General features: G+C 42.4%; 20 protein-coding genes. 6 read left to right on the top strand and 14 right to left on the bottom strand.

The features are described 5' to 3' along the window. Nucleotides 1–14 precede the first annotated feature (14 nt). The 5 genes from JI665_RS21005 to JI665_RS20985 form a co-directional block, all read right to left on the bottom strand. Complete coding sequence (locus JI665_RS21005; protein ID WP_206843712.1) at nucleotides 15–488, bottom strand: GyrI-like domain-containing protein; 474 nt, start codon at nucleotides 486–488, stop codon at nucleotides 15–17. Between the two features lie 14 nt (nucleotides 489–502). Continuing rightward, a complete protein-coding gene (locus JI665_RS21000; RefSeq protein ID WP_206843710.1) occupies nucleotides 503–1,663 on the bottom strand; it encodes a pyridoxal-phosphate-dependent aminotransferase family protein in 1,161 nt (386 codons plus the stop codon). Nucleotides 1,664–1,717: 54 nt separating this feature from the next. Then, nucleotides 1,718–2,713, bottom strand: coding sequence for a nuclease-related domain-containing protein (locus tag JI665_RS20995; protein ID WP_206843707.1), 996 nt, complete (start codon nucleotides 2,711–2,713; stop codon nucleotides 1,718–1,720). A gap of 230 nt (nucleotides 2,714–2,943) precedes the next feature. Then, complete coding sequence (gene cysI / locus JI665_RS20990) at nucleotides 2,944–4,665, bottom strand: assimilatory sulfite reductase (NADPH) hemoprotein subunit (RefSeq protein WP_206843695.1); 1,722 nt, start codon at nucleotides 4,663–4,665, stop codon at nucleotides 2,944–2,946. Nucleotides 4,666–4,690: 25 nt separating this feature from the next. Next, a complete protein-coding gene (locus tag JI665_RS20985) occupies nucleotides 4,691–6,502 on the bottom strand; it encodes an assimilatory sulfite reductase (NADPH) flavoprotein subunit (protein ID WP_206843978.1) in 1,812 nt (603 codons plus the stop codon). Between the two features lie 195 nt (nucleotides 6,503–6,697). Here JI665_RS20985 and JI665_RS20980 point away from each other — a divergent pair, with 195 nt between their 5' ends. Continuing rightward, the gene (locus JI665_RS20980; RefSeq protein WP_206843690.1) at nucleotides 6,698–7,597 is read left to right on the top strand and encodes a LysR family transcriptional regulator; all 900 of its coding nucleotides are present in this window, start codon (nucleotides 6,698–6,700) and stop codon (nucleotides 7,595–7,597) included. A gap of 120 nt (nucleotides 7,598–7,717) precedes the next feature. Further along, complete coding sequence (locus JI665_RS20975; RefSeq protein ID WP_113881403.1) at nucleotides 7,718–7,927, top strand: methionine aminopeptidase; 210 nt, start codon at nucleotides 7,718–7,720, stop codon at nucleotides 7,925–7,927. Nucleotides 7,928–7,979: 52 nt separating this feature from the next. Here the strand turns inward: JI665_RS20975 and JI665_RS20970 are convergent, their stop codons facing one another. Together JI665_RS20970 and JI665_RS20965 are read right to left on the bottom strand one after the other, a co-directional pair. Beyond that, entirely contained in the window at nucleotides 7,980–9,158 is a 1,179-nt protein-coding gene (locus JI665_RS20970) for a M20 family metallopeptidase (protein WP_206843688.1), read from the bottom strand. Between the two features lie 97 nt (nucleotides 9,159–9,255). Further along, nucleotides 9,256–9,771: a YbaK/EbsC family protein gene (locus JI665_RS20965; protein ID WP_206843686.1), complete on the bottom strand. Its 516-nt coding sequence runs from the start codon at nucleotides 9,769–9,771 to the stop codon at nucleotides 9,256–9,258. Nucleotides 9,772–9,972: 201 nt separating this feature from the next. Here JI665_RS20965 and JI665_RS20960 point away from each other — a divergent pair, with 201 nt between their 5' ends. After that, nucleotides 9,973–11,085 carry an aromatic acid exporter family protein gene (locus JI665_RS20960; RefSeq protein WP_206843684.1) on the top strand — a complete coding sequence of 371 codons (1,113 nt, stop codon included), beginning with the start codon at nucleotides 9,973–9,975 and terminating at the stop codon, nucleotides 11,083–11,085. A gap of 39 nt (nucleotides 11,086–11,124) precedes the next feature. On the opposite strand, the gene JI665_RS20955 is transcribed toward JI665_RS20960, so the two are convergent. From JI665_RS20955 to JI665_RS20940, 4 genes are all read right to left on the bottom strand, one after another. After that, nucleotides 11,125–12,186 carry an SDR family NAD(P)-dependent oxidoreductase gene (locus JI665_RS20955; RefSeq protein WP_206843671.1) on the bottom strand — a complete coding sequence of 354 codons (1,062 nt, stop codon included), beginning with the start codon at nucleotides 12,184–12,186 and terminating at the stop codon, nucleotides 11,125–11,127. Nucleotides 12,187–12,331: 145 nt separating this feature from the next. After that, nucleotides 12,332–13,099 (bottom strand): hypothetical protein, encoded by a 768-nt coding sequence (locus JI665_RS20950; RefSeq protein ID WP_206843660.1) that lies wholly within the window; start codon nucleotides 13,097–13,099, stop codon nucleotides 12,332–12,334. A gap of 139 nt (nucleotides 13,100–13,238) precedes the next feature. Next, entirely contained in the window at nucleotides 13,239–14,753 is a 1,515-nt protein-coding gene (locus JI665_RS20945) for a helix-turn-helix domain-containing protein (RefSeq protein WP_206843644.1), read from the bottom strand. A gap of 138 nt (nucleotides 14,754–14,891) precedes the next feature. Beyond that, a complete protein-coding gene (locus tag JI665_RS20940) occupies nucleotides 14,892–15,572 on the bottom strand; it encodes a response regulator (protein ID WP_206843636.1) in 681 nt (226 codons plus the stop codon). Between the two features lie 199 nt (nucleotides 15,573–15,771). Between JI665_RS20940 and JI665_RS20935 the strand changes: the two genes are divergently transcribed. Continuing rightward, the gene (locus JI665_RS20935) at nucleotides 15,772–17,820 is read left to right on the top strand and encodes a molybdopterin-dependent oxidoreductase (RefSeq protein ID WP_206843634.1); all 2,049 of its coding nucleotides are present in this window, start codon (nucleotides 15,772–15,774) and stop codon (nucleotides 17,818–17,820) included. A gap of 30 nt (nucleotides 17,821–17,850) precedes the next feature. On the opposite strand, the gene JI665_RS20930 is transcribed toward JI665_RS20935, so the two are convergent. Then, complete coding sequence (locus JI665_RS20930; RefSeq protein WP_206843631.1) at nucleotides 17,851–18,384, bottom strand: topology modulation protein; 534 nt, start codon at nucleotides 18,382–18,384, stop codon at nucleotides 17,851–17,853. 124 nt (nucleotides 18,385–18,508) lie between these two features. Between JI665_RS20930 and JI665_RS20925 the strand changes: the two genes are divergently transcribed. Further along, nucleotides 18,509–19,528, top strand: coding sequence for a DUF3231 family protein (locus JI665_RS20925; RefSeq protein WP_206843629.1), 1,020 nt, complete (start codon nucleotides 18,509–18,511; stop codon nucleotides 19,526–19,528). A gap of 30 nt (nucleotides 19,529–19,558) precedes the next feature. Here JI665_RS20925 and JI665_RS20920 read toward each other — a convergent pair whose 3' ends face one another. After that, entirely contained in the window at nucleotides 19,559–20,062 is a 504-nt protein-coding gene (locus JI665_RS20920; RefSeq protein WP_206843627.1) for an NUDIX domain-containing protein, read from the bottom strand. A 157-nt stretch (nucleotides 20,063–20,219) separates the two neighbouring features. Between JI665_RS20920 and JI665_RS20915 the strand changes: the two genes are divergently transcribed. Beyond that, on the top strand, nucleotides 20,220–21,080 hold the full coding sequence (locus JI665_RS20915) for a YitT family protein (RefSeq protein ID WP_206843974.1): 861 nt from the start codon (nucleotides 20,220–20,222) through the stop codon (nucleotides 21,078–21,080). A 61-nt stretch (nucleotides 21,081–21,141) separates the two neighbouring features. Here JI665_RS20915 and zupT read toward each other — a convergent pair whose 3' ends face one another. Continuing rightward, on the bottom strand, nucleotides 21,142–21,951 hold the full coding sequence (gene zupT / locus JI665_RS20910; RefSeq protein ID WP_009333594.1) for a zinc transporter ZupT: 810 nt from the start codon (nucleotides 21,949–21,951) through the stop codon (nucleotides 21,142–21,144). Between the last annotated feature and the right edge of the window lie 119 nt (nucleotides 21,952–22,070).

The raw sequence follows: 22,070 nt of genomic DNA, 5'->3' as shown, positions 1-22,070 counted from the left end.
GCAGTCTTTTAACATTATGCTATCGTATCCAGCAGCTCTATATCTAAATCCTCTATACTTTCCCAGCTTTGATGGATTTCTATGTGCCACTTATTTTTTAGCCGTTTGTATCCCTTTTCTTCAATCCACTTGTGTAATTCCCTATAGGAATTTTTAATCTCATTATTAGGTCCTTTGTGCCGGATAGAGGCATATTTTTGCGGTGGAATTTCTAATGAGAACATACCATCAGGAATGCTAATAAATTCCTTCACCTCAATGCCAATCCAATATCCGTCTTCTTCAGGACAGTCTTCCTCCACTTTGAAGGCACCAACAAGCCGATCTGAATGTGCAGCTCCCTTAATTTCTGTAAGGCGTTCCAATAATAGATTAATAGCACGCGGAATTTCATCTGAATACTGATCCGGCGGGCATAAGACGCGGATCCCTATTAGTCTCAATTCTCCGAGTTCTGTCTCAGCAGCCTGCAAAGTCAAATCAGACATCTTTTCCCTCCTTATTAAGCAACAGGCAATGCCAGTTCTCTAAACCTATCAGCAGCTTTTTGAATATCTGCCTCAAAGCCCATTTCATTCATGGTTTCACCGATCAGCACAATGGCTTTTTCAAGCATGTCTTCAGTCGTATTCCCCATATGGCCAATTCGGAACGCTCTTCCTGCAAGATGAGCCAGTGCTCCGGCAACAATGACACCTTTTTTCGCAAGGGATGCACGGAATTCAGCATCATCCATTCCTTCAGGATAAAGGATACAGCTGAGAGTTGCTGCAGCAGCATTTTCGTCGGCAATTGCCTTCATACCATACTCAGCAAGTGCTGCCCGAACAGCTTTGCCGTATGCTTCATGGCGCTTGTATCGATGTTCCATTCCTTCAGCCAGGACCAGTTTCATGCCCTCATCATAGGCATAAATCAGATTCACTGGAGGTGTGGCAAAGTATTTTTGCGGATCATGCATAATGGGAATCCAATTATAGATATCGCAATAATAGGCAGGGACCCGTTCCATTTGTTCGCGGGCAGCAAGCGCCGTCTGGTTAAATGCTACAATTGCCAGTCCTGGGGGTACACCGATCGCCTTCTGTGAACCTGTCAAAACGACATCAATCTTCCCTTCGCCATATGACTTGCTCATATCCTCCTCCATTGCTGCTGTTGCACAGACCCCATCCAAAATGACAAGAGCCCCGTGCTTTTTAATGATAGGCACTAATGTATCCAAGTCAGCCGCAACACCAGTAGAAGTATCAGCGTGAGTAATGGTCACAGCTTTATAGGAATGAGAGGCAAGCTTTTCTTCAATAATTGCCGTGTCAACCTGCCTTCCCCAGTCAGACTGAATGATATCTGCCTGGATTCCGAACGCCTTTGCTAAGTGCTGAAAACGATCACCGAAGAAGCCCTGGCTTATAATTAATAGCCTTTCTCCAGCTGCCACCGTGTTGACCAGAGCCATTTCCATTGCAATCGTCCCGGAGCCGGAGATCACAAACACTTCTCCATCCGTCTTCAGCATCTCCCTCGTTTTCTCTATCGCACTCTTATAAACAGCGGCAAACCTTGGATCCGTATGTCCCCTTGTCTCCTGTGACATTGCCTCATAAATCGAATCCACAACAGGTGTAGGTCCCGGAATCAAAAGCATTTCCTCGTTTGGCATGAAAATTCCTCCTTTGGCAGGTGTGTAGATATCTAAATGTTTCGACATTTACTATTAAATACCTCTTTTAATTACTGTTGTTTCTTCGGGGAGTATGAGTGTATATGTTTTATTTTTATAAGCGCCAGTTTCAGGTAGATTGAGGGATTGGAGGAGTCGGGTTGCGGTATAGGAAGAAGAGATATGGAGAAAGTTTCTGAGCTCCCTGTTCGTGATGGCAGCCCCCAGCAGAAGGCTGTAGTCATGCAATGCTTTCATATGTGCTTCTTTGCTGGTAATCTTGCATCTGGGACATCTCCAGGTGCGACTTACTCTTTCGAGAGGCAGAAAGCTGCAGACAGGGCAGAATACACCCGTAAGTATTTCAGATTGATTGATCTGGAATCTTGATAGTATTGAGCTTTCCAGCTCTGTATTTTGCTTTTTTAATAAGCGAATGATCTTTTTAAGGAGTTTCTCACTGATTTCTCTATTTATGGACTTTTCTATTTGCTCAATTTTTATAGGAAGAGTATTTCGGTGTATAATTTTATGGCTGAGGTCAATATGAGGAGGAATAACTTTAATTCCTGTATGCGGATTACTTATGACTACAAAAGAATTGACCGGTAAACCTTCTTTGCTGACATTGGCATTAAACCACCTTCTAAGTTGTGATGCCTGTCTATTAACCTGAATTAAAGGGCAGGGAAAAACTTGCTCTTTTCCATTCTTTATACGAATTAATTGATTATATACTGTATCAAAATGCAAGATACCTGTTATATTTTTCACTTCAAGTATTAAAGCAAACTTTTTTGTAAGTATAAGAGTATCAATTTGGAAAAAGCGATCACTATCTGGCAGGCGGAGATCATGAAGGATAATATATTCCTTACTATCTAGAAAATCAAGAGGAAAATCCAATGAAGCTTCTCCTTTATAACCTGCAAGTCTTTTATTCAGTTCTTCGTTAATGATAGGGATTTTTGGGTGATGAGCTGGAAGCCTGCGGAGGAGAGCTTCTGTTTTAAGGATTAAAAGAGGGATTTTTCGTTCTTTGAGGATCATTTTTTCACTCCATTCTTGTTTAATACTAAAAAATTCTGCATTGCTCCTTCAAATCCTCTAAGAAAAACTCAGAAGGGAATGTTTATGTGCGGATAGCCAAAATTTATGTGCGGATAGACTTTTTTGTGTGCGCATAGGCATAAAATATGTGCGGATAGAAATATTTACGTGCGCTCGGCTCCTGCACACAAAGAAAAAAAGACAGGGCCCCCGCCCCGTCTTTCTCAACCTCAACCATGAAAATTAGTCCCGTCCGTTGTCGCTTCAATAATCCCCGCCCGGACTACGAAGTCGCCAAAATGTTCGCCATCCTCACGTTCACGGGCGTAGCGCGGCAGGATGACGCGCAGCTCGTTCAGGATTTCTTCTTCGCCAATGTTTTCGCGGTACATTTTACTGAGGCGGCTGCCGTCGAATGCTGCCCCGAGATACATATTGTACTTGCCGACCGCCTTGCCGATAAAGCCGATTTCGCCGAGTGCGTGACGCGCGCAGCCGTTCGGGCAGCCGGTCATGCGGATAGTGATTTCTTCGTTCCGCAGGCCTGCTTTATCGGCGATTTCATCAATTTTATCGACCAATCCAGGAAGATAGCGCTCTGCCTCTGCCATTGCCAGACCGCATGTCGGCAGGGCCACACAGGCCATGGATCCGCGGCGCAATGCACTATAGCGGCTTCCATCTGTTAAGCCATATTCATTAATCAGCGCCTCGATCTTTGCCTTATCTTTTGTTGGCACACTTCCGATAATCAGGTTCTGATTGGCAGTCAGCCTGAAATCACCTTTATGAACTTTGGCGATCTCCCGCAATGCTGTTTTTAGTTTATATCCATCGAAGTCCGCCACACGCCCGCCTTCTATGAACATCGTAAAATGCCATTTACCGCGGACACCCTTTACCCAGCCGTAGCGGTCTCCATTGGAATCAAACTTGAATCCGCGAGCTTCATCCAGTTTCCAGCCCAGACGATTCTCCAGCTCTACAATAACTGTTTCCAGACCAAGGCGGTCAACCGTATATTTAAAACGGGCATTTTTCCGGACTGAGCGGTTGCCGTAATCGCGCTGGATTGTAATTACCTTCTCAGCCACTTCGTAAATCTTATCAGGTGTCACAAAGCCGATTACTTTTGAAAGCTGCGGATAGGTCGCCTTATCTCCATGAGAGAAGCCCATTCCGCCGCCGATTGCCACGTTAAAACCTGCCAGTTTGCCGTTTTCCACAATGGCAATGAAGCCGAGATCCTGTGAAAAGACATCAATATCATTGGAAGGCGGCACAGCTATCCCAATCTTAAATTTGCGGGGCAAATAAAGCGGGCCATACATCGGCTCAACTTCTTCATCCACTTCAGGAGAGCCGGCTACCTTTTCTTCATCAAGCCATATTTCATGATAGGCACGTGTACGAGGAAGAAGATCGTTACTAAGCATCTTTGCCAGCTCATACACTTCCGAATGAATCTCCGATTGATCGGGATTTGAAATACACATTACATTACGGTTCACATCGCCGCATGCCGCTATTGTATCAAGCATGGTCGAATGGATTGCCTGGATTGTCTTTTTCATATTCCATTTAAGGATTCCATGCATCTGGAAGGTCTGGCGTGTTGTCAGTTTTAAGGTGCCGTTGCCATATTTTTCGGCTAAATCATCCACGACAAGCCATTGTTCTGGTGTTGCGACGCCTCCAGGAAGACGAAGCCGGAGCATAAACTGGTAGGCAGGCTCAAGCTTCTGCCTCTGGCGTTCATTCCGCAGATCCCGGTCATCCTGCAGATAGCTCCCGTGGTGCTTCATTAATCTATTATCATCATCGGGAATTCCGGCGCTGATCCTGTCCTGCATAACTTCCGCCAGCGTTCCGCGCAAATAGTTGCTTCGATCCTTAATTCCCTCAACATCACTCGGAGGGCCATCCGGTGCTTTTAAGTTTGGGTTTACCATGCTGTAAAACTCCTTTCCTTCCAAATCAATATACGTCGCGCTGGTAGCGTTTATTTTTCTGCATGCCGGCAAGATATTCTGAAGCATGATCGCGGCTCATACCGCCTTCTTTTTCAATAATATCTATGAGTGTATTATGGACATCATGAGCCATGTTTTTCTCATCACCGCAGATATAGACGGCTGCGCCTTCCTGAAGCCATTGGAATAATTCCTTGCTATTTTCCTGCATTCTATGCTGAACGTATACCTTCTCATCATCATCACGGGAAAAAGCGACATCCAGCTTCGACAAGACTCCATCCTTGAGCCATTTTTGCCATTCAGTCTGATACAGAAAATCAGTCACAAAATGCTGGTCGCCAAAGAATAGCCATGATTTCCCATCAGCGCCTTTTTCTTCACGCTCCTGCATAAATGAGCGGAATGGTGCAATTCCGGTTCCAGGACCAACCATAATGATTGGTGTGTCCGGATTTTCAGGCAGTTTAAAGTTTTCATTGTGCTGAATAAATACTGGCAGTGTATCGCCAGGCTGGAGACGTTCCGCACATAAAATGGAGCAGACACCTTTTCGTTCACGGCCATGGGCATCATAGCGGACAGCACCGATTGTTAAATGAACTTCATCGGGATTCGCCTCAAAGCTGCTGGAAATGGAATAAAGACGCGCAGGCATCTTACGCAGTATAGAAACAAACTCCTGTGCCGAACTGTTCCATGGTTTAAAGTCACGGACTAAATCAATTAAGTCCCGCCCGTCCATATAGGATTTCAGTTGATTGCTGTCTGACACAAGCTGGTGCAGATCTTCATTTCCAGAAAGCTTTGCAGCTTTTTCAACAAGCGGTTTGGTCAGGACAGTAATCTCAAAGTGAGCGGTAAGCGCTTCTTTTAACGTTACTGTTTCCTCCTTGACTCTGACTGTTTCCTCGGGATCCCAGCTCATCTCAGCTAAAAGCAGATCAACCAATTCGGGATCGTTTTCAGGGTATACCCCAAGGCTGTCACCAGGCTGATAAGTCAGCCCGGAACCTTCCAGTGAAATCTCAAGATGGCGGGTTTCTTTATTGGAGCCGCGTCCATTGAGATTCAGATTTTCGAGAACTTCTGCCCGGAAAGGATTGGACCGGGAATAGACTGACTCGGCAGGTGCTGAAGATAAAGCTGAAACGGAAGCTGCAGTAGAATGACTGCTGCTTTCTCCTTCGCTCAATCCGGCTAAAACGGCTTCCGCCCACACTGCTGCTGGCTCCTCGAAATCAAGATCACAATCTACTCTCGGCGTTATTCTTGTTCCGCCAAGCTCCTCGAGGCGTTTATCAAAATCTTTTCCCGTTTGGCAGAAGAATTCATATGAGCTGTCGCCAAGAGCCAAAACAGAGTATCGGAAGTCTTCCAGTTTTGGCGCCCTTTTTCCGTGAACAAATTCATGGAATGTCAAAGCGTTGTCCGGCGGATCTCCCTCACCATGGGTACTTACGACAATTAACAGATTTTTAACCTTTTTAAGATTATTGGGCTTAAAGTCACTCATTGCTGAAACCGTTACTTGAAAGCCTCTCTCCTCAAGTGTTTTCCCAGCTTTTTTGGCCAGATTCTGGGCATTACCGGTTTGTGATCCAAATAAGATGGTTACTTCTTTTGGAATGGCCGGTACCGCTGCAGGTGCGGGACGTTCTTCCACTGCCGGGGCAGCCTGCAATGATGAAGACTGTATCGCGGCAAGATACCCGCTCAGCCAGAGGGATTGTGTCTCTGTCAAAGTCGGAAGCAGACGATTAAGGAGCTCTGCCTGCTCCTGATTAAACGGACTGTTTATTACCTGAAGTTGCAACATATTCCACCTCGCAAACCAGCGCAAAAGGCTGGTTTTATAGTATTTCTTTAAATTTCCTCTTTTCCTATAAAAAAAGTCGGTTTTATACGCAAAAAATATATATCTATTACTTTACCGAATGATATTTCATTAGTAAAATAAATATTAATTATCGCAGCTATTAATATTACTAATTATAGAAAGGGTGATATTTTGTATTATGATGCGTTAAAAACATTCGTCACATTGGCTGAAGTGAAAAACTTTACGAAGACGGCCGAGCTCCTTCTTATGTCACAGCCCAGTGTCAGCCTGCATATTAAAAATCTGGAAAAGGAATTTCAGACCAAACTATTTCAACGCTCTCCAAAATACTTGAAAATTACGCCCAGCGGTGAAATATTATATGACCGGGCCAAGCAGATGATTACCATTTACGAGCAAACCAGGCAGGAAATTTTAGAACAGCAAAACACCATTAAAGGTGATCTGAAAATTGCGGCCAGTTTCACTATAGGGGAATACATCCTGCCTCCCCTGCTGCTTGATCTGCAAAATCAGTACCCTGAGCTGAATCTTCAGGTGACGATTGCCAACACAGAGGAAGTTGTCCAGTCAACCCGTTCCCATCATGTGGATATTGGGCTTATTGAGGGCCAGACAAATGAAAGAGAGCTTATTGTGACTCCCTTTTTAGAGGATGAATTATTTATAGTGGCTTCCAACCAGCATCCATTGGTGCAAAAAGAAGAAGCAACCATTGCTGACCTGCAAGATCAGGCATGGATCATGAGGGAAAACGGGTCAGGAACCCGTGAGTATTTTAATCATGTTGTAAGATCAAATGCTCTTAAGGTGAAATCACTCTTAACGATCAGCAGCAATCAGGGGATAAAAGAAACACTCATCAATGGGCTGGGAATAAGCATACTTTCCGGAAGCGTCGTCGAAAGGGATGTTAAACAAAATAACCTGTCTATAATCAAAGTGAAAAATCAGGAATTCAAACGCACTCTTTCCTATGTTCTATCCCCCATCATGCAGGAAAAAAAGAATGTCAGCATTTTTATCGAAGCACTCGAAGAAAAATGGAAGCACCCTAAGGAAAAATAGCCATTTTTGAACAAGCTTTTTTCACACTAGTCCCACTTTATTCATATACTATAGCAGCGAAGTGTATAAAATCTGCCCATTTTATTCAAAATAAGGAAAAAATGGCTGAGGTGAAAAAAGATGGGATTATTGAATGCCTTTAATGAATGGCGCGAAAGCAGATATCAAAATCATGTCAATCGCATGAAGGAAGAAAATAAGTGTCCTGACTGTTACGGCAGAGGTTTTTCACTCTATCCGGGGAATGAATTCGCTTATCATGCAAACCAATTCGACTGCCAGGGCTGCAATGGAACCGGACTGTATTCAGAATGGAATAGTTTATCATAATAGAATGGCCATGATCCTCATGCTTCTTATGGATCATGGCCTTATTTTGGATTTAAGCTAATGTCTTGTTTGACTCGAATTCCTCTTTAATCTGTTTTAAAAGCTCCTGGTTGGTTAACACTTCATACCCCGTAAGTGCCATTGCCTTAGCTCCAAGGATCATGGCTTCTCTAGCCTGCTCACTCATAGCAGCTTCGCGGAATTCATGTGTGTGGCATGCATACGCCTCGTTGCAGATTTTAATATAAGGATGAATGGAAGGTGCCGCCTGGCTGACATTCCCCATGTCAAGAGAACCTGACCCGTCCTTCTGTTCCAGAATTTCCTCCTCATTCACACCAAGGGAAATCAGTTCTTTATTGAATGCTTCTGATAAAGGACTGTTCGTAACCATATCATCATAAGAGAATTCATAAAATGACCACTTCATTTCGGCACCAGTCTGCAGAGCTGCCCCTTCTGCACATTTCTTGACCTTTTCTACAAGTTCATTCACATACTCACGTTTGGCTGCACGAACATAAAATTGGGCAACCGCATAGTCCGGAACCACGTTTGCAGCTTTGCCCCCCTCCGTGATAATGCCATGGATTCTGGCATCAGGTTTGATATGCTGGCGCAGAGCATTTATGCTGCTGAACGTTTGCAGGACAGCATCCAATGCATTAATTCCCAAATGCGGGCTGGCAGCTGCATGCGCTGATTTTCCAAAAAATTCAAACTGTATCGCATCCATTGCCAGTGATGTCCCGCTCTTCACATAATTGTCAAGGGGATGAACCATGATCGCTGCATCCAAAACATCAAAAATACCAGCTTCGGCCATGGTCACCTTACCGCCTTTCGTCTCCTCTGCAGGCGTGCCGAAGACAACAACCTTTCCTCCAGTTTCATGAATCACTTTACTTAGTCCTATTCCTGCAGCAATCCCCATCGTTCCGATCAGATTATGACCGCATGCATGCCCTACTTCGGGCAGTGCATCGTATTCAGACATAAACCCAATCACAGGACCTTCTTTTCCGCTATCATAAGCTGCCATAAATGCAGTCGGTAAACCGCAGGTGCCGATTTCTACAGAAAAACCATGCTTTTCAAGCTCCTCTGTCAATACTTTGCATGCCTTGTACTCTTCATGTCCCAGTTCGGGATTGTTACCGATATAGGTGCTTATTCTATTAAAGTCATCTTGAAGTTCATCAATTTGTTTAATAATCAGATTCTTTCCCATGAATTATCTGCTCTCCTAATCCGCAAATCTATATATTTATTCATTAATAATTATAATAATACAACACTATTTTGATTTCGGCACGAAAATATGACTTCTATTTCGTTATTTTTTCCAGTGGCCGCTCAATGATCAGCTCATCTTCCCAGTCCTTGCAAACATCCACCCAGGCTTTTGCATCTGAATATGTATTAATTTCAGCAGGTGTCAGTTCAATGGCGGAATTGCTGCTTCCGCATGCAGGGAAAAGGGTCTCGAATCTTTTCATAGATTCATCCAGATATACATCCAGGTCATTCTTCAATCCAAATGGACAAACTCCTCCTACGGCATGGCCGGTCTGTTCGAGTACTTCCTCAGCTGAAAGCATCCGGGCTTTGAAACCGAACGTTTTCCGGAACTTTTTGTTATCAATTTTGGCATCGCCTGCTGCCACCACAAGAATTGCTTCATCCCCATCACCCCTGAAGGATAGAGTCTTGGCAATTTGTGCAGGACAGACACCGATTGTTTCTGCAGCCTGTTCCACTGTTGCGCTTAAAGAATCAAACTCCATAACATCTTGTTCCCGATCCCACTTTTTAAAATGGGCTTTCACGCTTTCAATTGACATTCAAACTCACCCTTCCTCAAAGTCCGAAAAATCTTATATATATATTCAATATTTTTACTTTATAGTTGTCTATTTTAACATACTATCAGATCATGTCACCGGGATATTTTCTTTTTATCAGAAAATTCACATTTGCTCTTATTGGTTTCTTGCACTAATATTAATTTATATTGAAACCACAGATTTAAAGAAGGATTATGTATGAAACAGACTATTCCATATAAATTTATTGGAGGAAGAATAGCCAAAACCGGACTGGCTGTTTTTATAACAGCTTTTATTTGCCATATGCTGGATTGGCCAGCCATGTTTGCTGTGATTACGGCCATCGTTACGATTGAGCCCACTGTTGCGGACTCCATTCGGAAAGCATATGTCAGGTTTCCGGCGGCAGCCATTGGTGCGGGATTTGCTGTATTATTTACGTTCATTTTCGGAGACAGCCCGTACAGTTATGCTTCCGTATCGCTTGCGACAATCATCGTCTGCCATAAGCTGAAGCTTCATGATGGAATGCTTGTGGCTACATTGACGGGTGTCGCAATGATTTCAACGGTACAGGACCATTATCTGTCCTCTTTTTTCATTCGATTGGGGACTACCACTACCGGAATTGTCGTTTCCACAGCAGTTAACTTTTTTGTCATGCCTCCCAATTACTCAAAATCAATTATAAAAAACATACATGCCCTTTACAGACGATCCGGTGACATTTTACATAAAAGAGGCCTTGAAATTTTTTATTCACAGGGATCTGATGGCACTGTCCGTTCAGAATTTCAAAGACTTATTAAAGATATCGATAAAACTGAAACTTTATGCCATTATCAAAAGGCTGAATATAGGTATCACCGATTTAGCCGTGAGGATATGCGCGACTTTCATTATGAATATAAAAAACTGACTGTTTTAAGGCAGATTACCTATCACGTGGGAAACTTGATCTTTCTGCCGGCTGGCCTGCCGGAGCTGGAGGAGGACAGGAAAAAGACTGGCGCTGCTGTTCTTGAGGATATAAAAGACAGCCTGTATGACCCGGGATTTTTTATTACAGAAAGCCATCATAAAAAAATCAGCGAAGTAACACAGTGGTTTATTGAGCAAAAGCAGCTGAACCCTGCGGGCGGTTTAAAACCCCGCACACACCACCATGTCCAGCCTGAAACAGCCATTCTATATGAGATTCTCTCCATCCATGACTTAATTGAGGAATTAAAACAAATTCAGACTATGGAAATTAAGCATCGGAAACTTTTAAAAGCTCCACTTGAAGCAGATGCCCATAAAATGAGGGGAACAGGCATGAATGAATAAATGAAGACCGGGAATTCAAATCCCCGGTCTTTTCTTTCGTCAGGAAGATATACTCGCTTTATCGAGCAAATATCCTGCTATTATTCTTGTTAATACATCTCGGTCCATTTGCAGCATGGGAACCCCTGCATCTGCCAGCAGCTTTTCAGTATTGTCTGATGGAAAATCAATGGTCCGCTGGAAATAACTGTTGAAAATGCTCATCGAATCATGAAAAGCCTTTTCCTCGTTCGTCATTTCTGCAAATGATCCAGGGACACACATTTTCAATTGCGGAAAATCCAGGACCTCTTTTACTATTTCGTACACATCTGACTGCAGAGGCGGATTTGGATTTGTAATGTTGAAAATCCCGCCATTTTCTGCATAAATCAAGGCGGCATTCAGTGTATCTATTACATAATTCACTGGCACAAAATTCTGGGCAACGTCAGGATCCAGATAGATTCTGCAGCTTTGGCCGTCTTGTCTTCGGATGGCCCGCTTTTTTAAGATCTTGATGCCTTTTAGAAATCCATATAAGCCGAAGTTTGTATCAGCTTCACCTGTCCTGGAATCACCGATGATAATACCGGGACGGAGAATAACAATATCCAGTTTATCCCGGAATGTAAACGCGAGGTGTTCTGCCTCGCACTTGGAAGCTTCATAGGGATTTACAAAACGCCTATCCCCAGAGTAAAGAGCCTCCGCCCCCAACACCTCTGTTCCAACCGTATAGGCCGTACTGATATATAAAACTTTTGGACAACTTATTTCCAAAGCAAAATTCAGAACATTTGCTGTTCCTCCGACATTTACTTTAAAAGTCTTATCCCGATCCTTTTCATCAAAAGATAGAAGTGCTGCACTATGGTATAAAGCATCCATCTTTCCTTTTAATGAATTCACCAGTTCTCTATTTAATCCTAGATGCTCTTCTGTAACATCGCCTTCCAATATATGAATCTGTCTGGAAAAATCGCTCCCATCGCCTTGCATGAAGGCATCCAGCCGCTTTCTGCTCCTGACTAATAAATAAAGTTCATGCCCCTGTTCCAAAAGCTTTAATGAAAGCTTTTTCCCTAAAAAACCGTTTGCACCTGTAATAAGTATATTCAAAGAAGAATCGCAACCTTTCTATCTAACATCCCTGTAAAAACTTTAGCGGGAAATTCATTTAAAAGCAATGGAAATACATTCACCTTAAACCGGTTCTGGATGTTCATAAACAGCAGAAGCGCCTGGTTTTCCCCAGGCGCCCTTTTTAGCATAAGTATTTTTGTTTTCTCTCATTCTTTTCATCCCTGTCGCAGACTCCCTGAAAAGGACAGGCAGGACACTCATTCATATTGTACAAATCCGAAAACAGCTTTGTGTCTTCGAGAAGTGTCTTCAGCATCTGAAGATAGTTTAATCCCGCTTCCAGGCTAGCTTTATTTGGAGTGAATATATGCTTCTCTCCATCCATTAATGTCACGACCTCAATCCTGGCCGGCCTTATTCCAAATACCTTTTCTGAAAAAACCACTGTTAAATGACAATAAAGCTCAAGCATTTGCTCATCAGCATCCACCAGGAATTTCTTCACTATAAAAGAATCCTGCTGCCATTCCGCGACATCAAAAGTTAAAGAAAGATCTGCATTCAGCTCTTTAAGATTCATTTTAAACTTTTCATACAAAAACAGCGGCTGAGCTATTTCAGATTCACTGCTTAAGTTTCTCATTAATCCATCTGTTACGGCAGCTGCAGCCATATAATATTGGAGCTGGGAATCAAACATGCGCAGCTCCAGCCTTCCCCAATATTGATCGATAAGCGCCAGCACATTTGCAGGGGACCGATGGCTTTGCGGCAGCTGAAAATAGGATGAAACGACCTTATTGATAATATGCTGAATGGCCTGACGCCAGCCGAGAGGATGTTTTTTCTTTTCAATATGTGTGTAATAAAATTTATAGGGACACCGGATAAAGTCGGTTAAGTTCTGGTCAGTCATTGTGCGGACGGATACTTGAGGGTTTTTGATCAACTCCTCGCCTCCTTAAAATCAAAACTGTGTATGTAATAAAACGATTATCATCTAACTTTATTTTAATTGATAATGATTATCAAATTCAACAGGTTTTAAAAAATAAATAAAAAAACACCTCCAGCTTGAAGGCGTCTCCTTATTTGTATGTCTCATCCTGCTTTTCATAGGGATAGATCATCTCTTCGTCAAGGTCCATTTGTTTTAAAAAATGATCATGAATGAATTGCCTGATTTCCATAAGCTCTGATCCTGTCGGAAATGCAGAAACATTTATGGCCGGCAGATCCCCTTTAAGCTTGGAAGAATGATCAAAATCGGTTGATATGACCAGATCAAACTCTTCATATTCTGATATTAAATCGATGCTTGATGAATCAAGCGTTGATATAGAAAGCTGTTTTCCAAAATGATATTTTAGCACTTCCCTAATATAATCTTTTTCATAATATGTCCGGCATACAAGCGCAGCTTGTATTACATGCCTATTCCTCTTTCGCAGAATAGCAGCCTGGAGAAGAGTAAAGATTTCAAGAACATCCAGCTTTTTAAAAATAAGGGGGACTTTCGAGAATGTTTTGACTCCCAGGTCCTCTATTGTTTTGAAAAGTGGATTAGTCTCATAATATGGAAGATATTGCATCATTGAGCTATGGAGTGTTTCGGTATTTAATTCTTTTTCAAGATAAATTCTCTTGAATGTCTGGTAAATGTGAAATAGAAAGATATCATCATCTGTTAAATTGAAGCCAGCAATATTCGAAAGGTCTTCTAAGTAGACAGAAAAAGGATGTTCCCTTTCGCCTATCCTTCTCCTGCGGAGATAACGCAGATGCTCCGATCTATTCGTCGGCCTTTCCTCACTCATTAAATAAATGGCAAAGAAAAGTATTTCCTGGAGCTGTGTTTCCCTGGAAGGAATATTGGCTTTAGGCATAAAATGCACTATTTCCTTAGCAGATAGAAAAAATTTACTTTCCTTATATGCATCCACCAAAGTTTTTGGAAATGAAACAAAATAGCCCATAGACATACGCAGGTTTGAAATATATAAGATCATTTTGAGGCGTTGAACGGCTCCTGTCCGGAGAGTCATCGAATAGCTCGAGGTCTGCTCCAGCAACGCCGACTGAAAATCCCCGGAATACAGCCAATCCTTCTCAGCTTCCGGTTTAAAGCTCATTAAATCTAAGTATTGCATGATAAAACGCCTGATATTTCTTTCATCACCGATTACTTTGAAAGGACTCGAAGTTAAAGTAAGCTGTGATTCCTGAAGAACCTCCTGAAGCTTTTCAATGTGGCGGTATGCGGTCGAACGGCTTATATGCACCTCATTGGATATCAGAGAAATATCTATTCCATCGCTTAATAAAATCAGCTTTAACGTATGGAAATAAGTATTCTTATCGCGAATTTCTCTTAAAATGCTCTCCAGAGTCCCGCTTTCAGGTTTTCTCAGCCTAACGCCAAAAGCCTCATGCCTTTCCAGCTTCCAATCCTCCGGCAGTATAGTGTCCAGGAATTCCAGATCACGCCATATCGTGCTTTTTGAAAAACCTGTTCGTTCTGCCAGCTGAGCTAAACTGATCCATTTATTTTCACTGAGCAAATGAAAGATTAAATCTGAATAGCGTTTATAAAACCGATTCATTTTATCACCTAACTTTCAAGCTCTTCAAAGTTATCTTTTCTATTACCGTCTCTGCTTACTCATCCATTATTGCTGCTCAACGAGAAAAAAGACATGCTCAGGAGAACATGCCTTAATTTTGAAATTACATCATTGGCTCTAACTGATTCTGACCCAGCCCTTTTTGATGGCAAGAAGGACAGCCTGTGTCCGATCATGAACTTTTATCTTTCTCAAAATGCTGCTTACATGATTTTTAACCGTTTTATCGCTAATGAAAAGTGCTTTACTGATGCCAGTATTGCTATTCCCATCAGCCAGCAGCTGCAGCACCTCGCATTCGCGGCGAGTCAATATATGCAGAGGGCGCTGATAGTTCTGACTTGAAGCATGATTGCTGCGTGAATTCATTTCTGTAAGTCTTTTGTATTCCTTAATAATATTTTGCGTAACCTTGGGATCCAGATAACTGCCGCCGCTTGCAACGATCCTGATGGCTTCGATTAACCCTTTTGCACCAATATCCTTAAGCAGGTATCCGGCTGCACCATTCTGAAGCACCCTCGTGACATAATTTTCATCATCGTAAAAAGATAAAATAATGATCTTGCTTTTTGATTTGTTTTCATTCAGCTTATCCGTTGCTTTGATGCCATTCATATTAGGCATATCGATATCCATAATCATAACGTCAGGCTTATAATTCTTATCTATAATGAGAGCATCACGGCCATCTGCCCCTTCAGCAACTATTTCAAGGTCCTCTTCCATTTCCAGTATCCGTTTGACCCCTTCTCTGAAGAGCTTATGATCATCTACAATCGCAATTTTTAGCGCCATTTCCCTGTTCACCTGCTCGGATGTATTCTGAACCAATCGTATCTATCAAACCTATTTTACATAAGTTTTTTCAAAGCATAGTTTCAAATATGAGGTTTGGTGTTTCATTATAGAAATTTGCTGGATGCCTTCAGACGGCCATCAAATAAACTGAATTTTATGTTATGATCGAAATACAATGAGGAAGGAGTATGTGGACATGAACTCTTACAGCAAATCCTTAAATGGTGTTTTCCCATCCGTGTGCTCCTTGGATTGCCCCGATCAATGCGGCCTTCTCGTTCATAAAAAAGAAGGAAAAATCGTAAAAATTGAAGGAGATCCCAGTCATCCCGTAACACAGGGAAATATTTGCAATAAGGTCCGCAACATGCCATCAAGGATCTATGATAAAAATCGGCTCAAATATCCAATGAAGCGAGCTGGCACCAAAGGTGATGGCCACTTTGTACGGATTGGGTGGAAAGAGGCGATAGAAACGATCACCTCCAGGTGGAAGGACCTAATTGTCAAGAATGGCCCTGAAAGCATCCTGCCATATAGTTTCTACGGAAATATGGGCAGATTAAACGCAGAAGGAATGGACCGTCGTTTCTTCCATAAACTCGGAGCGACACGCCTTGACAGGACGATTTGTCAATCTGCCGGTACTGCTGGATATACATATACAATGGGCGGGAGCTTTGGAATAGATCCGGAGGATACCATCCATTCAAAGCTCATTATTCTATGGGGCATTAATGCAGTCAGCACGAACATGCATCAAATGGTTCTCGCACAAAAAGCAAGAAAAAGCGGTGCGAAAATCGTCGTGATTGACGTCCATAAAAACCAGACTGGCAAAATGGCCGACTGGTTTATACCTATCACTCCCGGCACTGATGCTGCTCTGGCCCTTGGCATGATGCATGTCTTGTTTGCCGAAAATTTGGCGGATGAGAACTTTCTGAAAAAGTACACGGTTGGCCACCAGGAACTTCGTGAACATGTGAAGGATTATGATCCTGAAACAGTAGCAGGCATAACAGGTGTGCCGAAAAATGATATTTATAAATTAGCCCGTATGTATGGAAAGGCTTCCCCTGCTTTTATCCGAATCGGCAACGGGACACAGCATCACGACAATGGCGGAATGTGCATCCGCACCATTTCATGTCTGCCTGCCATTACAGGCCACTGGCTCTTAAAAGGCGGCGGTGCCATTAAGGGAAACTCCGGCTTTCTCACTTTTAATACTGGAGCTCTTCAAAGGCCTGACCTCCTGCACAAAAAGGATACACGCATCATTAATATGAATAGGATTGGTTCGGCACTGCTTGAACAGGAAAAATCGATTAAATCTATGTACGTCTATGGAACCAACCCTGCTGTTGTTGCACCAGAAGGGAATAAAGTACGTCAAGGGCTGCTGAGGGAGGATCTGTTCCTTGTTGTCCATGATCTGTTCTTAACCGAAACAGCCAAGTATGCTGATATTGTACTGCCGTCGGCTTCTTCTTTTGAGAATACGGATATCTATTCCTCCTATTGGCACCATTACATGCAAATTCAGGAGCCAGTCATTGAACCATACGGCGAGTCAAAATCTAATGTCGAAGTGTTTCGGCTTCTTGCAGAAGGAATGGGCTTTCATGATGCTGTATTTAAAGAAACGGAAGAAGAAATGATGGATGCCGCATTAAATTTTCCAGCAAACCCCTTTATTGGGGAAATCAATGCTGACTCCCTTAAGAAAAACAAGTTTATCAAAGCGAGGGTAAAACCGCTTTTTCCTGGCAGGCTGCAAACGCCCAGCGGAAAAATAGAATTATACTCGCAGAGAATGAAAGATGATGGATTTCCTCCTCTGCCGGTATACATACCGCTGAAGGAAGAAAATAAATTCCCTTTTCTGTTTGTGCCTGCACCGAACCATAACTTTTTGAATTCAACTTTTTCAAATAATACAAAGCATGCAGCGATGGAGAAGGAACCGCGTCTTCACATAAATACAAGAGATGCTATAATTGCTGAAATAAAAAATGGTGAACTGATTCGAATTTGGAATGAACGGGGGGAATGCGAACTCAAAGCGGCAGTTGGAGACCTTGTCCTTCCTGGTACTGTTGTTTCACAGGGAATATGGGCAGACGCCCCAGGAACAAAACATCAGGTCAATTCGCTGACTCCGGACCGGCTTTCCGATATGGGCGGCGGTGCCGTCTTCTTTTCAGGCCGGGTAAATATTTCGAAAATCAGTAAAGAATAACCCCTGCAAAAATGCAGGGGTTTTTGTATTCTATGAAGCATTGTTTGTCTTAACATCAAAATCTTCTATGTATGAATCAATATCCGATTTATTTTTCAGTACTATAACTTTTTTACCTTCTGCTGCAAATCTGTCAAGCCGTTCAGCCATGTTCTTTTTGCGGGATCCGTAAGTTGTCAGAATGAACTCTATAAATTTCCAGTCCATTTTCTCTTTGCACCCGGCTGCCATATCAGGCCGTGTTTTACCAAGATTGGTCAGCCACCTCTTCATTACCCTGTACAGGCAGACATACAGGGGAAGTTCAATATATATGACTGTATCACACGCAGCTGCTCTGATTTCAAAAGTATTGCTGTAATTGCCTTCAATAATCCACTGCTGTTTTTTCACAAGTTCACGCTGTGCATCCGAAAATTCCTGAAGTCCGCTTTCCACCCAGCCGGGCTTCCAGAATACAGCATCCAGATGATGTACCTCAATGCCTGTTTTCTCACCCAATTTTCTGGCAAATGTTGATTTTCCTGCGCCTGCTGAAATCCCAATCACCATAATTCTTTTCAAATAATCAGACTCCTTTCCAAAGCTGATCTTGATTCTTAATCCAGTCTTTACAAATAAGAATAAGAACCACATTAAAGGAAAAAATATCAATCATAGTTATTAATCGTAAGATGGAGGCAATCCAATGCAGAAGAATAAGACACGGCTCACAGCAGCTGAAATTGCATCTTTATGGACTTCCTATATGAATGACAGCATGGCTAAGTGCATTTTAGGGTTTATGCTTAAAGATCTGAAGGACAAAGAAATTAAAGGAGCAGTCCAATACGCATATGATTTGACCGTCACCCATTTAAAAAAACTTGCCAGGTTCTTTCAGCAGAGTGAGCTGCCGGTGCCAAATGGTTTTTCTGATAACGATGTCATGATGTCTGCCCCATGGCTCTTTTCTGATATTTTCTGTTTAACGTATATAAACCATATGGCTCGGACAGGTCTTATTTCTTATGGCGGCTTTCTCTCTATGAGTTCACGGGAAGACATATGTGACTACTTTACAAATGGGCTTCATGAAACTTCCGTTCTATATAATAAGTCAACCCGGATTGCCCTTACCAAAGGCCTGCTGGCAAGGCACCCTTCTATTGAAACACCCCCTATGACTGAATATATAGACAGCAAGAGTTATTTAAGCGGGCTGAATCCTTTGTCCAATAAAAGACCATTAAATGCTATAGAAATATCACATCTATATATGAATGTCATGACCAATGCCATGGGGGTAAACTTAAGCCTCAGTTTTGCTCAGACCTCACCAGTAAAAGAGGTTTCAGATTTTATGCTCAGAGGTGCGGAAATAGCTAATAAACATATTAAAATCTTTACAGATATTCTGCTGCAAAATGATATTCCAACCCCCCGTCTGCCTGATGTCAGTGTCAGCAATTCGGTTACACAGACTTTTTCAGATAAGCTGATAATGTTCCATATGAGTTTAATCAGTGCAGCGGGAACCGGAAATTATGCGACGGCAGCAGCTGCCAGCCAGCGCAGCGATCTGGCCATGAATTATGAACGCTTGTCCATTGAAATTGCCAAATATGCCAAAACGGGAGCAGACATTATGATTAAAAATCATTGGATGGAAAAGCCGCCCGGCACAAAAGACCGAAAAAAGTTGGCTCAGAATAAAAACGGATCATGATGGAAAAAGGAGCAGGCCTGCTCTTTTTCCTTATGGTTCACCAAATAATCTTTTCATTGCTGCATTCAAAGCCTGAGCAAGTGTTTCATGCCATCCCTCGGAAAAATCAGCTATTTGCAGAGGATCGACCAGCATCCTTTCTGATGACTCGTACCGGGCTTCAAAGTCGAGCATCCTTTCTATATTCATATGATAAAATACTTGATAGCCTATTTTGGGATATACACTTCTTTCATTCCACAGCAGATTCTCGGTATGGTCCACAATAATATATCCCACTTGTGTGCACTGCCCTTCCACATAACCTTCTTCCTTAGCTTCTCTCTTAAAACAATGTTCTGGGCTTTCACCTTTTTCAATGTGTCCTCCGGGAATATCCCACCCCCGGTCCTGCAAATTCACTAATAAAACCTTTCCTTCTAAAAAGCAAAACCCATGGGCGCTGGTTATAAATTCTCTATCTGGAGGAAATGCTGCCTCCTTCCAGGTTAATTTTATCCTTGCTCCGCCCCAATCCACATAAACAGCAGTCATATATTTACCTCGCTTTTTTTAATCCGATTAATTACATTCAACATTTAGGTATTTATTTCCTTTTTTTTGCAGTAAAGTGGTTCCTGCTTAAAGATTTTTCTAAACAAGTGCTATAATATGAAAGTATTTAATAAAGAAGGGCTTGATCATATTGGCAATGACAAAGAAAAAAAGGGTATTAAAAGAGATTAGACAGCTCATCATGATCACGATAGGTGCGGTGATTGCAGCGGCAGGACTTGAGTTTTTCCTCGTTCCCAATAATATTCTAGATGGCGGGGTTATCGGTCTTTCCATTATCGCTGCTGAACTGACCGGGATGACCATGAGTATATTCCTGATTGTTCTAAATCTGCCATTTCTCTATATTGGCTTCCGTAAAATAGGAATGAAATTTACGATACATACGTTATATGGTGTTATAGTTTTATCTGCCAGTACCGCTTACCTGCACCATTTTGAGCCGGTAACCAATGATTTATTTTTAGCCACAGTCATTGGCGCTGTCATTCTCGGTACAGGGGTCGGCCTTGTGATCAGAACTGGCGGTGCTTTGGATGGATCAGAAATTATCGCCATCCTGGTCAGCAAGAAGCGACCGGTGTCTGTAGGCCAATTTATCATGATTGTCAACGTATTTATATTTATTCTTGCGGCCTTCCTCGTTTTCAGCTGGGAAACAGCCATGTACTCCATTATCACCTATTATATTGCTTATAAAATGATTGATATCGTTGTGGAAGGTATGGAAGAGCTGAAGTCGGTTACGATCATTTCTGATCTGCCTGAAGAAATCTCTGCCGAGCTCCTGAAGCAATTGGGGCGGGGAATGACCTATATTCAGGGCCAGGGTGTTTTTACTGGAGAACCGAAAAAAATCATTTATACCATCGTAACACGGATTGAATTATCTACGCTCCGTTCGATTGTGGAAGATATCGACCCGAATGCATTAGTGGCTATAGAAAATATTGCTGATGTCAGCGGCAGCAACTTTGACAAGGGTACAGGACATTAAAATGTAAATTGAAAAAGCAGGCTCCCTTCACTTGCATCAGTGATGGAGACTGCTTTTTTAGTTATAAAAACAGCAGCAAGCTGAGCGCCATGACGGCCATCCCTGCCACAAGACCATAAATAGAGGTATGGGCTTCATCATACTTCTTGGCAGCCGGCAATAATTCATCAAGAGAAATGAACACCATTATCCCGGCAACTGCGGCAAAAATGACACCAAACATGACATCGTTTAAATATGGCATTAAAATCAAGTATGCCACAAATGCGCCGATTGGCTCTGACAGCCCTGATAAAAATGAGAGCTTAAAAGCCTTCTTCTTGCTCCCAGTGGCATAATAGACAGGAACTGAGACAGCAATCCCCTCTGGAATATTATGGATTGCGATAGCCGCAGCAATGGCGATTCCCAGCGACGGGTCCTGGAGTGCCGATGTAAAAGTAGCAATTCCTTCCGGGAAGTTATGAATCGCAATTGCCAACGCTGCAAAGGTCCCCATTTTCAAGAGTGCCGGATCTTCGACGACCTTGCCTGCATCATTCATTTCTTCAACTGTTCTCACTTCATGCGGGTTATCCTTTTTAGGAATAAACCGATCAATTAGTGCAATAAGGACTATCCCCCCAAAAAAACCTCCAACAGTTGCCCAGTTGCCGTTTACTTGACCTAATGCTCCTACAAGTGCATCTTTTGCTTTTACAAAGATTTCAATCATAGAGACATAAATCATTACACCTGCGGAAAACCCAAGTGCCAATGATAAAAACTTCGTATTCGTTCTAGAAGTAAAAAAAGCCATTAAACTGCCAATACCTGTCGCTAAGCCGGCAAACAATGTGAGACCTAATGCAAATAAAACTTCCTGCGACATTTCACTCTCTCCTTTTTCACTGTTGCCAAAAAGTTTCTCCAGGGCAACTTTTGCCTTAAAAAAATATATATCCAAGATTACTAAAAGTATATGCGCCTATCTTAAAAAGTTTACTTTGG

This window comes from Bacillus sp. NTK034, from assembly GCF_017303275.1.
Lineage (GTDB): Bacteria > Bacillota > Bacilli > Bacillales > Cytobacillaceae > Cytobacillus.
Note: the sequence above shows the minus strand (reverse complement) of the source record. Positions and strands in the feature narration are given on the sequence as shown.

Bases quoted from the DNA above. Each gene is read 5' to 3' on its own strand.
- JI665_RS20935 (WP_206843634.1), top strand. From the start codon at position 15,772: ATGAACTCTTACAGCAAATCCTTAAATGGTGTTTTCCCATCCGTGTGC.
- JI665_RS20915 (WP_206843974.1), top strand. From the start codon at position 20,220: ATGACAAAGAAAAAAAGGGTATTAAAAGAGATTAGACAGCTCATCATG.
- JI665_RS20970 (WP_206843688.1), bottom strand. From the start codon at position 9,158: ATGGGAAAGAATCTGATTATTAAACAAATTGATGAACTTCAAGATGAC.
- zupT (WP_009333594.1), bottom strand. From the start codon at position 21,951: ATGTCGCAGGAAGTTTTATTTGCATTAGGTCTCACATTGTTTGCCGGC.
- JI665_RS20925 (WP_206843629.1), top strand. From the start codon at position 18,509: ATGCAGAAGAATAAGACACGGCTCACAGCAGCTGAAATTGCATCTTTA.
- JI665_RS21005 (WP_206843712.1), bottom strand. From the start codon at position 488: ATGTCTGATTTGACTTTGCAGGCTGCTGAGACAGAACTCGGAGAATTG.
- cysI (WP_206843695.1), bottom strand. From the start codon at position 4,665: ATGGTAAACCCAAACTTAAAAGCACCGGATGGCCCTCCGAGTGATGTT.
- JI665_RS20940 (WP_206843636.1), bottom strand. From the start codon at position 15,572: ATGGCGCTAAAAATTGCGATTGTAGATGATCATAAGCTCTTCAGAGAA.
- JI665_RS20920 (WP_206843627.1), bottom strand. From the start codon at position 20,062: ATGACTGCTGTTTATGTGGATTGGGGCGGAGCAAGGATAAAATTAACC.
- JI665_RS21000 (WP_206843710.1), bottom strand. From the start codon at position 1,663: ATGCCAAACGAGGAAATGCTTTTGATTCCGGGACCTACACCTGTTGTG.
- JI665_RS20975 (WP_113881403.1), top strand. From the start codon at position 7,718: ATGGGATTATTGAATGCCTTTAATGAATGGCGCGAAAGCAGATATCAA.
- JI665_RS20965 (WP_206843686.1), bottom strand. From the start codon at position 9,771: ATGTCAATTGAAAGCGTGAAAGCCCATTTTAAAAAGTGGGATCGGGAA.
- JI665_RS20995 (WP_206843707.1), bottom strand. From the start codon at position 2,713: ATGATCCTCAAAGAACGAAAAATCCCTCTTTTAATCCTTAAAACAGAA.
- JI665_RS20945 (WP_206843644.1), bottom strand. From the start codon at position 14,753: ATGAATCGGTTTTATAAACGCTATTCAGATTTAATCTTTCATTTGCTC.
- JI665_RS20960 (WP_206843684.1), top strand. From the start codon at position 9,973: ATGAAACAGACTATTCCATATAAATTTATTGGAGGAAGAATAGCCAAA.